Origin of the sequence: Gordonia bronchialis DSM 43247 (genome assembly GCF_000024785.1) — a bacterium.
In the GTDB taxonomy this organism is placed as follows: Bacteria; Actinomycetota; Actinomycetes; order Mycobacteriales; family Mycobacteriaceae; genus Gordonia; species Gordonia bronchialis.
Window position 1 is genome coordinate 3024989 of the sequence record NC_013441.1, and the last position, 12057, is coordinate 3037045.

Genomic DNA, 12057 nt, shown 5'->3' on the forward strand with positions numbered 1-12057 from the left:
CTTGTCATCGTCGTGTCACGGGTTCACGTCCGGCCGGATGTCATCGCCGCGCGTTCACCCGTTCGCGGTGAACCGCTCGTGCTCGGCGTCGTCGACGGTCCGTGCCTCGTCAGCGAGCATGACCGGGATTCCGTCGGCGTCGATGCGGTAGGCGACGCGCAGTCGCGGGTTGTACAACTCGTCACCGGCGTCGAGCAGCGGACCGTGGTCCTGCGGGCACACCAGACGTTCGCGCGTGATCGGATCGATGGACTCGGCGCGTGAACTCACCGTGATTCCCCCTTCTGTGGTGCCGGCATCTGTCGGGCTCAACCCTAATCGGCTACCCGCTGTGCGCGGGTCGGTGGTCGGCAGCTCACTTCTCTGCGCCTACTTCTCGGCGCCTACTTCTCGGCGGCCGCGGCTATCGCGGCCGGCTGATCAGAGAACCACTCCAGCTTGGCGGCGGCGGTACGGGTGTAGCGGCGGTATCGTCCCTCGTCGTCGCGGTACCAGATCCGCGCACCCGGTTGCGGTATGCCCTCACGTGCGAATCTCGTGCTGATCGGCCGATACGCGTCGGTCACCGGGATCTCGTCCACCACCCGGATCAGGTGCGGACGCTGCCCGACGGCGAGTTCGCCGAGTCCGATCCGCAGCGCGGTCGCGGTCAGGGCATCGGGTTTGGCATCGGCACGCAGCGTCACCGCGGCGACCCCTATCTGGCGTCCCGGCTCCCCCACCGCGTACGCGACCGCCGCATCGACCCCCTTGACCCGGGACAGCATCTGCTCCACCGGCGCCACCCAGATCGGCCCGGTCGCAGACCGGATCACGCTGTCCACCGAGCCGAGGAACCACAGGTCGTCATCGACGTCGCGGACGAACAGGTGACCCGACACCTCCCACCGGTCGTGGGAGCCGAACACGTCCCGCAGAACCGTCGACGAGGTGTCGAACCGGTGCCGCGCCTTCGACAGCAGCAGACCCGGCTCGCCGATCTCGGCCTTCCGCACGAAACCGGCGTCGTCGATGATGAGTCGTTCGGACCGGATGTCGTAGGCGGCGACCTCGACCGGATTGGTCTCCGGTAGTGGCCGGCCCATCGAGCCCACCTTGTCGGCCGACACATTGGCCAGGATCGCCGAACCGTCCGCGGTCGCGAAGAACTCCAGGACACGCGCCCGCGGGAAGCTGTCCACGACGTCGTCCCACAGACCGACCGGCATACCCGAACCCATGAACAGCCGGATCGGGTTGTGGGGGTTGATCCGGAACTGTTCGGACCGCACGATGTCGCGCATCATCGTCCACGTGTAGGAGACCACCGTGACGCCGTACCGCGGGACCTCCGCGGCAAAGGTCTCCGGATCGATGCCGTTGGACAGCGCGATCCGCGAGCGCCCGACGACGGTCGCGCCCAGCGTGGTGAGCAGGCCCGAGGCATGGTGCAGCGGCGGCAGACAGTAGACGGTGTCGCGGTCGGTCAGGCCGGCAGCCGACGCCGCGCCGAAGGCCGACATCGCGAAGCGGTGATTGCTGACCGGCCACGTCGCCAATCGACCGCGCGAACGCGTGAACAGCACGAAGGCGAGGTCGCCGGCAACGCCGGGATCCGGCCGATACCACGTCGGCAACTCGACCTGATCGGGGTCGATCTGCTCCATGTCGATCACCGACATGCCATCGGCCGCCTCGATCACGCGGGCATCGCCACTGCCGCCACCGAGAACCAGGACCCGGTCACAATGCTCGGTTGCCTGTTCGAGGTGGGTGGGATCGGTGACGATCACCGAACTGTCGGCCAGCCGCAGCATCTCGGCGACATCACCGTCGGCGGCGAGCATCACCGCAACCGCCCCGAGCCGCGACAGCGCCCCGACCACCACCAGCGCACTCGGCCGGGTGTCCATCAACACGCCGATGTGCTGCCCCGGACGCACTCCGCACGCGATGAGACCGGCGACCACGTTGTCGATGCGCGCGTTCACCTGCGCATGGGTCAGCACCCGGTTCTCGAACAGGAACAGTTCCTTGTCACCGCCGCGCTTGTTGTTCTCCGACATCAGTTTTCCGAGTGAGATCCGGGTACCGGTCTGGATCTGACCGAGCCGGAACAGGCGCGGCACGGTGCGGATCGACTCCTGCGCCACCGCACGCGAGGTGCGCTGCACGGAGTTGGCCAGCACCATCAGCTCTCGGGAGGCCGCGGTGCCGGCATCGGCGACCGACCCGACGCCGTGGGTGATCCGGGACGACAGGCTCACGCCGCCACCGTGGCCGGGTTCGACGGCCTCCATGGTGGAGATCATCGCCGGCTTGTCGGCCCGGCCCTCCTGCCATTTGATCCAGTCCGAGGTGGTCGGCCAGGTGTGGCTTCCGGCCGAGCTGCCCACGACGAGCCCGAAATGTCCTACCGGGACCCGGGATTCGTACACGGTTGCGTACGGGGCGGCGCGGACGATCCCGCGGACCGCCGCCGGCTGACCGATGTCGTCGGCCTCACCGACAAACGCGAGGACCGGACAGGTGATCTCGGCCAGTGACACCAGGTCACCGTTGATGACGAAGCCGCCGGACACCATGCGGTTGTGGGCGACGAACTGCCGCAACAACTCCGCGATGGCCGGGCCAGACCACGCGACCCAGCCGTCGGCCTCCAGGAAGCGACGCTGATCCTCGCGCGGCAGCAGCGCGTCACGATCGTGCAGACGGCGCAGGAAGTCGATGCGGCTGCGCACCGTCTTGACCGGATCGAGAAGCTGAAAACCGGTGCGCGCCATCCAATCCCGAATCCACAGGTTCCGGCTGAACACCTTGTCGGCGAGAAACTCGGCGCCCGGGGCGACCAGCCCGGCGGGCAATCCGAGCGGCAGCGCGGCCAGCACATCGACGGGGCTGCCGAAGGTGATCACGCTCGCCAGTCCCTTGGACTGCCGGTAGGCGGCCGTCTGGTAGGCGAACATGCCGCCCTGCGAATAGCCCGCCAGGTGCACGTCGCGTCCGGTGGCCTCGACGATCAGATCGATGGCGCGGCTGATGGCAACGACGTGGTCGGCGAGATTGCGTTCCATCCCGCCCTCTTCGGTGTCCGGGGACCCGAAGTCGATGACCCACGGAGCGATGCCGTTGCGGTGCAGGATCGACACGGCACCGTTGAGTTCGGTGACGTCATAGACGTTGGCCGACACCATCATCGGCGGAACCAGCACGACGCTCGGATCGTCGGCGTGCTCGTCGGGGAAATAGCGCCGCAGCCGGAACATCTTCTCCGTCTCGACGATCGCGAACGGCGCCGGCTCGGTGTCGGTCTGGAAGCCGCCGAAGCGCAACACCTCGAGCCCGTTCTGCGCGGTGGCCAGCACACGGCCCACCACCCCGCCGACGTCGGGCACTCCTGTGAAACCGACCATCCTCGTCCGATCCCTCCTGTAGTCCCCCGACCCGGTCGTTACCTTTTCGGTCACGTGACGCGTGTCACTCTACTCATTCGCGGGTTCGCCAACGTGGGTTCGCCCGCCCGGGCCGCGCTGCCAGCGCGTCCGCAGTTCTGCGGTCTGCCCCGACAGCACGTCAAGCTGGCGTCGAACCTGGTTCGGGGAGGTGCCCCCGTGGGCGTCGCGGGACTCCACCGATCCGCGCACCGACAACACCTCACGGACCTGCGGGGTGATGTCGGGATGAATGGCGGCCAGCGTGGCGTCGTCGAGGTCGGCGAGTCCGACGCCCCGCGATTCGGCCTCGCGCACACATGCGCCGGCGACCTCATGTGCCACCCGGAACGGCACACCTTGGCGCACCAGCCATTCCGCGATATCGGTGGCCAGGGTGAATCCTGCCGGCGCCAGTTCGGCCATCCGGTCGGTATGGAATTCGAGGGTCGCGACCAGGCCGGTGACCGCGGGCAGCAGCAACTCGAGTTGGGCGACGGCGTCGAAGACCGGTTCCTTGTCCTCCTGCAGGTCGCGGTTGTAGGCCAGCGGTTGCGCCTTGAGCGTGGCGAGCAGACCGGTCAGATCGCCGATCAGCCGGCCGGCCTTGCCCCGTGCCAGTTCGGCGACGTCGGGATTTTTCTTCTGCGGCATGATCGAACTGCCGGTCGACCACGCGTCGGACAGCGTGACGTAGCCGAATTCCGGTGTGCTCCAAATGATCACCTCTTCGGACAACCGAGAGAGATCCACCGCGATCATCGCGAAGACGAAGGCCGCCTCCGCGGCGAAGTCACGTGCGGCCGTGGCGTCGATCGAGTTCTCGGCCGGTGCGTCGAAGCCCAGGTCGTCGGCGATGGCCGCGGGATCGAGTCCCAGTGAGGACCCGGCGAGCGCGCCGGAACCGTACGGCGAGACCGCCACCCGCCGGTCGGCGTCGGCCAGCCGGTCGACGTCGCGCAGCAGCGGCTGGGCGTGCGCCAGCAGATGATGCGCGAGCAACACCGGCTGCGCCGCCTGCAAGTGGGTCTTACCCGGCATGATCGCGTCCGGATGCGCGGCCGCCTGTGCGGTCAGCGCCTCGACGACGTCGAGCAGCCCGAGCGCGACCCGGCGCATCCCGGCCCGCAGCCACATCCGGAACAGCGTCGCCACCTGGTCGTTTCGGGACCGCCCGGCTCGGAGCCGGCCACCGAGTTCGGGACCGACGCGCTCGATCAGGCCGCGTTCGAGTGCACCGTGCACATCCTCGTCGGACTCGGCGGGGACAAACCGGCCGGCGGCCACGTCGTCGGCCAGCCGATCGAGACCGACCAGCATCGCCTCGAGTTCCTCACCGGTGAGCAGACCCGCCCGATTGAGCACGCGCGCATGCGCTTTGGACGCCTCGACGTCGTAGGGCGCGAGCACCCAGTCGAAATGGGTGGACTTGCTCAGTGCGGCCATCGCCTCGGCGGGACCGCCGGCGAAGCGTCCGCCCCACAGCGACCCCTCATTGGTCTGTCCGCCGGCGCTCTGGCCCCCGGTGCTCTCGCTCACAGGTTCAGGTCGCGCTTCGCCGCGATCTTCGACGACAGGCCGTGCAGTTCGACGAAGCCGCGCGCGGCGGACTGATCGAAGCTGTCACCCTCGTCGTAGGTCGCCAGGTTGAAGTCGTAGAGCGACTCCCCGCTGCGCCGGCCGTTGACGATGATCCCGCCGGCATGCAGGATCAGGCGGATGTCGCCGGACACGTGCTCCTGTGTGCTCGCCACGAAGGTGTCCAATGAACGCTTCAGCGGCGAGAACCACAGCCCGTCGTAGACCAGTTCTGCCCACTTCTGATCGGTGCGCCGCTTGAACCGGCCCAGTTCGCGTTCGAGGGTGACGTGTTCGAGTTCCTCGTGGGCACGGATGAGCACCATGGCGCCGGGCGCTTCGTAGACCTCGCGGCTCTTGATGCCCACCAGGCGGTCCTCGACGACGTCGAGCCGTCCGACACCCTGGGCGCCGGCGCGCCGGTTGAGCTCCTCGATGGCCTGCAGAACGCTCACCGGCCGACCGTCGATGGCGACCGGGCGACCCTTGTCGAAACTGATGATCAGCTCGTCGGGGGCGTTGAAGTTGACCGTGGGGTCCTCGGTGTAGTCGTAGACGTCCTTGGTGGGGGCGTTCCACAGGTCCTCGAGGAAGCCGGTCTCCACCGCGCGTCCCCACACGTTCTGGTCGATCGAGAACGGTGACTTCTTGGTCACGTTGATCGGGATGGCGTTCTCCTCGGCAAAGGAGATCGCCTTCTCCCGGGTCCACGCGTAGTCGCGGACCGGCGCCAGCACCTCGAGGTCAGGGGCCAGCGTGGCGAAACCGACCTCGAAACGCACCTGATCGTTGCCCTTGCCGGTGCACCCGTGGGCCACCACGGTTCCGCCGTGATCGCGCGCCGCGGTGACCAGATGCTTGGCGATCAGAGGCCGCGACAGCGCCGACACCAGCGGATAGCGATCCATGTAGAGCGCGTTGGAGGTGATGGCGCCGAGGCAGTAGTCGTCGGCGAACTCGTCACGGGCGTCGACGACGACCGCCTCGACGGCACCGCAGTCGAGTGCCCGTTGGCGCACGACGTCCATGTCCTCGCCGCCCTGGCCGAGGTCGAGCGCGACCGCGACGACCTCCTTGCCGGTTTCTTTCTGGATCCAGCTGATCGCTACCGAGGTGTCCAAGCCGCCCGAGTACGCCAGTACTACACGTTCCGCCATGGTGGTGTGCGCTCCTGTTTTCTTGCCGTCGTTCGTGAGAAGTATTCCAGTGAGGGGTTGTCGTTTCGATGGGCCCCGTGTCCGACTACACGAGACCCTCGATTCGTCGGGCGACCTCGGCGCCGGACACCGGATCCCGTGCCACCACGAAGATGGTGTCATCCCCGGCGATGGTGCCGAGCACGTCGGGTAGGTTCGCGCGGTCCAGGGCGCTCGCCAGATAGTGCGCCGCACCCGGCGGAGTGCGCAGCACGGCCATGTTGCCGCTGGCATCGGTGGACACCAGTAGATCGGCGAGTAGGCGCGCCAGCCGGTCGGTTCCGCCGAAGACACCACGCACCGGCGAGCCGTCCTCGGGGACCACGTAGACGCCGGCACCGCCGTCGGCGGCGCGCAGCTTCACCGCGCCGAGTTCGTCGAGATCGCGCGACAGGGTGGCCTGGGTGGCGTCGATCCCCTCGTCGGCGAGCAGTTGCTGCAATTCGGACTGACTGCGCACCTGATGTGCGGCCAGCAGGTCGACGATCCGCGCCAATCGGCCCGCTCGGGTTGCTGCGAGCCGGGCTTCCGGATGCTCGCGTGCGTCCTTGCCCGCGGCGGTCATCGATGCTCCAGCAGCCAGATCAGCAGCGCCTTCTGCGCGTGCAACCGATTCTCCGCCTCGTCGAGGACGACGCTGGCCGGTCCGTCGATCACCGCGTCGGTGATCTCGTCGCCACGATGTGCCGGCAGGCAATGCAGCACGATCGCGCCGTCGGCCGCGACCGACAGCAGGTCGTCGTTGATCTGATACGGCCGGAACGGTGCCTTGCGGTCCCGGCCGTCGTCCTCCTGGCCCATCGACACCCAGGTGTCGGTGACCAGCACGTCGGCGCCGGTCGCGGCCGTGACCGGATCGGTGACCAGCCGCACCGACCCGCCAGTCGTCGCGGCCCGGAGTTCGGTTGCCTCGACGACCGCGGGGTCGGGCTGGAATCCGTCGGGAGCGCTGATCGTCACGTGCATCCCCGCGGTGACCCCGCCGAGCGCCAGGGAATGCGCCATGTTGTTGGCGCCGTCGCCGAGATAGGTCATCGACAGTCCCGCGGCGAAACCCTTGTGTTCGATGATGGTCTGCAGGTCGGCGAGCACCTGGCACGGATGGAAGGTGTCCGACAACGCGTTCACCACCGGCACGGTCGCCGTCGACGCCATCGCCTCGAGCCGCTCCTGCCCGAAGGTGCGCCACACGATCGCGTCCACGAAGCGCGAGAGCACCCGCCCGGTGTCCTCGAGCGTCTCGTCGCGGCCGAGTTGCGTGGTGCGGCCGTCGACGACCACCGCGTGGCCACCCATCTGCGCGATGCCCATCTCGAAGGAGAAGCGGGTGCGGGTGGAGTTCTTGTCGAAGATGACGCCAACGCCGCGCGGGCCCTCGAGCGGGCGGTAGGCGAACGGATTCGCCTTCACCTCCGCGGCGAGTGCGAGCACCTGCGCCTGCTCGTCCGGGGTCAGGTCGTCGTCACGCAGGAAGTGCCGAGTCATGCCTGCTCCTTTGCTGCCGAATCGAGGATGCCCGGTAGTGCGTTCACGAAGTCGCGTCCCTGCTCTTCGGTGATGATCAGCGGTGGCGCGAGCCGGATCACATCCGGGGCGGGCGCATTGATGAGGAAGCCGGCGGCGCGGGCCTCGGCCTCCACGGTGGCCGACACCGGCCGGTTCAGCACGATGCCCAGCAGGAGTCCGGCGCCACGCACATGCGAGACCAGCGGGTGCTCGAGGTCGTCGATGCCGCCGGCGATCGACTTTCCCACCGCCGCAACGTGTTCGGTCAGGCCTTCGTTGTCGATGGTGCGGATCACCGCGAGGGCCGCGGCCGCTGCGACCGGGTTGCCGCCGAAGGTGGTGCCGTGCTGGCCGGGGGTGAACAGGTCGGCCGCCGGGCCGGTCGCCAGGCATGCGCCGATCGGCATCCCACCGCCGAGGCCCTTCGCCAAGGTCATCACGTCGGGCACCACGCCGGCGGCCTGATGGGCGAAAAAGCTTCCGGTGCGCGCGATTCCGGTTTGCACCTCGTCGAGGATGAGCAGCGCGCCCCGCTCTGCGGTGATCCGCCGGGCTGTCGCGAGATAGTCGACCGGCGGCACCACCACACCGCTCTCGCCGAGGATCGGCTCGAGGATCACCGCGGCGGTCCGGTCGGTGACCGCGGCGTCGAGCGCGGCCGCGTCACCGTAGGGTACAAAACGAACGCCGGGCGGCATCGGCTCGAAGGGTTCCCGTTTGGACGGCTGCCCGGTCATCGCGAGCGCACCCATGGTGCGACCGTGGAAGGCCGCCTCGGCGGCCACGATCTCCGGCCGGCCGGTGCGGCGGGCCAGCTTGAACGCCGCCTCGTTGGCTTCGGTTCCCGAGTTGCAGAAGAAGGCCCGGCCCGGCTGCCCGAACTTGTCGAGCAGTGCCTCGGCCAGTTCCACCACCCGCGGGTTGATGTACAGGTTGGACACGTGGCCCAGCGTCGCGATCTGCTCGGTCACCGCCGACACCACCGCCGGGTGGGCGTGGCCGAGGGAATTCACCGCGATACCGCCGAGCAGGTCGAGGTAGCGGGTGCCGTCGGCGTCGAACACATACGGTCCCTCGCCGTGGGTGAGCGCGAGCTTCGGGGTGCCGTAGTTGTTCATCAGCGCGGCCGACCACCGCTGCTGGAGGGGTTCGGTCATGATGTCTCCTCGGTCGTCACCCGGTCCTCGGATGCGACGACGGTGGTTCCGGTCGATGCGGTGGTCAGAAGTTGGGCCAGGACGGAGTGCGCGACGCGACCGTCGACGACGTCGGCGCGTCGGACTCCGCCGCTCACCGCTCGCAGACAGGCCTCCATCTTCGGCACCATTCCCGAATCCAGGTTCGGCACAAGCGCTTCGAGGTCGTCGGTGGTGATCTCCTCGACCAGCGACGACCGGTCCGGCCAATCGGTGTAGAGGCCTTCGACGTCGGTGAGCATCACCAGACGCGCGGCGCCGAGCGCCTCGGCCAGGGCTCCGGCCGCGGTGTCGGCGTTGATGTTGTGGACCACTCCGTCGCGGTCCGGCGCGATGGTGGAGACCACCGGGATGCGCCCGGCGCCCAGCAGATCGAGTACCGCCGAGGTGTTGACGGCCGTGATGTCGCCGACGAGTCCGATGTCGGTCTGCTCGCCGTCGACCAGGACCGTGCGCCGGGTCGCGGTGAACAGGTGGGCGTCCTCACCGGTGATCCCGACCGCATACGGCCCGTGGGAGTTGATCAGGCCCACGAGCTCCCGACCGACCTGCCCGAACAGCACCATCCGGGCCACATCCATCACCTCTGGGGTGGTCACCCGGAAGCCGCCCTTGAATTCTCCTTGCAGCCCAAGGCGTTTGAGCATTGCCGAGATCTGCGGCCCGCCGCCGTGCACCACCACCGGGTGGATGCCGCACGCGCGCAGGAACACCATGTCGGCGGCGAAGGCGCGTTTGAGCTCGTCGTCGACCATGGCGTTACCGCCGTACTTGACGACAACCGTTGCGCCGGAGAGGTTTTGCAGCGCGGGCAGCGCTTCGGCGAGGATTGCGGCACGCTCGATGGCGCTGATGTCGGCGCTCATGAGGAGTACGCCGAGTTCTCTTCGACGTAGGCGTGCGAGAGGTCGGTGGTGCGGATGGCGGCGGTCGCATCGCCGAGTCCGAGGTCGATGTCGACCGCGATATCGGGACCGGACAGGTCGACGTCGCGGGCACCGTCGGCACCGACTCCGTTGACGCACACCGGGTTCCCGTTGAAGGACACCGTGATGCGGTCGGGGTCGATGTGCACCGGGGAGATCCCGACGGCCGCCAGCACGCGGCCCCAGTTGGGATCCGAGCCGAACAGTGCGGTCTTCACCAGTGAGTCCCGCGCGACGGTGCGGGCGACGCTCACCGCGTCGCCCTCGGAGACCGCGCCGGATACGGTGATCACCACACGCTTGGTGACGCCTTCGGCGTCGGCCATCAACTGGGCGGCGAGGTCGTCGCAGAGGGCGAACACGGCGGCGTCGAGATCGGCCTGCTCGACCGGGATCTGACTCGCCCCGGAGCTGAGCAGCAACACGGTGTCGTTGGTGGAACTCGAGCCGTCGACGTCGAGCCGGTCGAAAGTCTTCGCGGTTGCCCTGCGCAGCGCGGTGTCGAGTTGTTCGGCACTGGCGTGGGCATCGGTCGTGAGCACGACGAGCATCGTCGCCAGCGAGGGCGCGAGCATGCCCGCGCCCTTGGCCATCCCGCCCACGTTCCAGCCCTGCGGATGGTGCAGCGCAGCCTGTTTCGGCACGGTGTCGGTGGTCATGATCGCGTAGGCGGCGTCGGTGCCCCCGGAGAGCCCACCGCCCATCTCCTGCACGATCTCGGTGACACCGGCGAGCATCTTGTCCATCGGAAGCCGGTCACCGATCAGGCCGGTCGAGCACACCGCGACCTCGACGGCGCCGGTCTCGGTGCCCCAGTTGCTCAGTGCCGCGGCGACGGCCTCGGCGGTGGCGTGGGTGTCCTGAAAACCTCCCGGCCCCGTGCACGCGTTCGCACCCCCGGAGTTGAGGATCACCGCGCGCAGCCGGCCGGTGGTCAGCACCTGCTGCGACCAGAGCACGGGCGCCGCCTTGACCTGATTGCGGGTGAACACCCCGGCGGCCGCGTAGTCGGGGCCCTCGTTGAAGACCAGCGCGAGATCTTCCTTGCCCGACGCCTTGATACCCGCGGCGATTCCCGCGGCGCGGAACCCGAGCGGGGCCGTCACGCCCTGCTCCCGGATCAGCCGAGGCTCGTCGCCGGGTGCACCACCCTCGATCCGATCGTCGGCATTCGGCTGACCTGCTGCGCTCACGGTGCCACCCCCACGGTGCTCAGTCCCTCGTTCTCGTCCCAGCCCAGTGCGAGGTTCATCGACTGCACCGCGCCGCCGCCGGTCCCCTTGGTCAGATTGTCCACGGCGCCGACGGCGACCAGCGTTCCGGCCCGTTCATCGACGCTCACCGCTAGTTGCACGGCATTGGAACCGATCACCGACCCGGTGGCGGGTAACCGATCGGCGGGTAGCACGTGGATGAATTCCTCATCGGCATAAGCCTTTTCGTACACCGCACGCACCTCGTCGGCACTCGCGCGGGTCCGCGCGGTGCAGGTGGCGAGGATGCCACGCGCCATTGGGGCCAGCACCGGGGTGAACGAGACCGTGACCGGCGCATCGGCGGCCGCCGACAGCGCCTGCGCGATCTCGGGCGTGTGCCGATGAGTGCCGCCGACGCCGTAGGCCCGGGCCGATCCGATCACCTCGGAGGCGAGGAGATCCACCTTCGGCGACCGACCGGCACCCGAGGCGCCACTGACCGCGACGATGGTCACGTGCGGCTCCACGAGACCGGCGGCAAGCGCCGGCAACAGCGACAGGATGGACACCGTCGGATAGCAGCCCGGCACCGCGATCCGGCTCGCATCACGCAGCACATCCCGGTTGCCGGGCAGTTCGGGCAGTCCGTACGGCCACGTCCCGGCATGGGCTCCGCCGTAGTAGTGCGACCACTCGTCGGCGTCGCGCAGCCGGAAGTCGGCCCCGCAGTCGATGATGAGCGTGGTCGGCGGCAGCGCATCGGCGATGACCGCCGAGGTGCCGTGCGGCAGCCCGAGGAACACCACGTCGTGTCCGGCGAGGACCTGCGGTGCGCTCTCCTGCAGTACCCGGTCGGCGAGCGGCAGCAGATGCGGGTGATGGGCGCCGAGCGTGGTGCCCGCATTGCCGCCGGCCGTCAGCGCTCCGATCTCCAGGTCTCCGGATCGCAGACGCGGATGGCCGCAGAGCAGTCGTAGGATCTCGCCACCCGCGTAGCCACTCGCACCGGCCACCGCCACCTTGATCGTCATGTGATCATTATGCATGCT

At 68.6% G+C, this 12057-nt stretch carries 10 protein-coding genes; all 10 read right to left on the bottom strand.

All coding sequences use genetic code 11. The features are described 5' to 3' along the window. Positions 1-54 precede the first annotated feature (54 nt). The gene (locus tag GBRO_RS14075) at positions 55-270 is read right to left on the bottom strand and encodes a Trm112 family protein (protein ID WP_012834563.1); all 216 of its coding nucleotides are present in this window, start codon (positions 268-270) and stop codon (positions 55-57) included. A 113-nt stretch (positions 271-383) separates the two neighbouring features. Beyond that, positions 384-3392, bottom strand: coding sequence for an acyl-CoA synthetase (locus tag GBRO_RS14080; protein ID WP_012834564.1), 3009 nt, complete (start codon positions 3390-3392; stop codon positions 384-386). A gap of 69 nt (positions 3393-3461) precedes the next feature. After that, positions 3462-4949: an argininosuccinate lyase gene (argH, locus tag GBRO_RS14085; protein ID WP_012834565.1), complete on the bottom strand. Its 1488-nt coding sequence runs from the start codon at positions 4947-4949 to the stop codon at positions 3462-3464. Then, positions 4946-6145, bottom strand: coding sequence for an argininosuccinate synthase (locus GBRO_RS14090; RefSeq protein WP_012834566.1), 1200 nt, complete (start codon positions 6143-6145; stop codon positions 4946-4948). Before GBRO_RS14090 ends, argH begins: the two co-directional genes overlap by 4 nt. Before the next feature lie 85 nt (positions 6146-6230). Then, the gene (locus GBRO_RS14095) at positions 6231-6749 is read right to left on the bottom strand and encodes an arginine repressor (RefSeq protein WP_012834567.1); all 519 of its coding nucleotides are present in this window, start codon (positions 6747-6749) and stop codon (positions 6231-6233) included. Then, positions 6746-7669 carry an ornithine carbamoyltransferase gene (gene argF, locus GBRO_RS14100; RefSeq protein WP_012834568.1) on the bottom strand — a complete coding sequence of 308 codons (924 nt, stop codon included), beginning with the start codon at positions 7667-7669 and terminating at the stop codon, positions 6746-6748. The genes GBRO_RS14095 and argF overlap by 4 nt, the downstream gene beginning before the upstream one ends. Continuing rightward, positions 7666-8847 (bottom strand): acetylornithine transaminase, encoded by a 1182-nt coding sequence (locus tag GBRO_RS14105; protein ID WP_012834569.1) that lies wholly within the window; start codon positions 8845-8847, stop codon positions 7666-7668. The genes argF and GBRO_RS14105 overlap by 4 nt, the downstream gene beginning before the upstream one ends. Further along, on the bottom strand, positions 8844-9752 hold the full coding sequence (gene argB, locus GBRO_RS14110) for an acetylglutamate kinase (RefSeq protein ID WP_012834570.1): 909 nt from the start codon (positions 9750-9752) through the stop codon (positions 8844-8846). Before argB ends, GBRO_RS14105 begins: the two co-directional genes overlap by 4 nt. Then, positions 9749-11005: a bifunctional glutamate N-acetyltransferase/amino-acid acetyltransferase ArgJ gene (argJ, locus tag GBRO_RS14115; protein ID WP_012834571.1), complete on the bottom strand. Its 1257-nt coding sequence runs from the start codon at positions 11003-11005 to the stop codon at positions 9749-9751. The genes argB and argJ overlap by 4 nt, the downstream gene beginning before the upstream one ends. After that, positions 11002-12039 carry an N-acetyl-gamma-glutamyl-phosphate reductase gene (gene argC / locus GBRO_RS14120; RefSeq protein WP_041919899.1) on the bottom strand — a complete coding sequence of 346 codons (1038 nt, stop codon included), beginning with the start codon at positions 12037-12039 and terminating at the stop codon, positions 11002-11004. Before argC ends, argJ begins: the two co-directional genes overlap by 4 nt. Between the last annotated feature and the right edge of the window lie 18 nt (positions 12040-12057).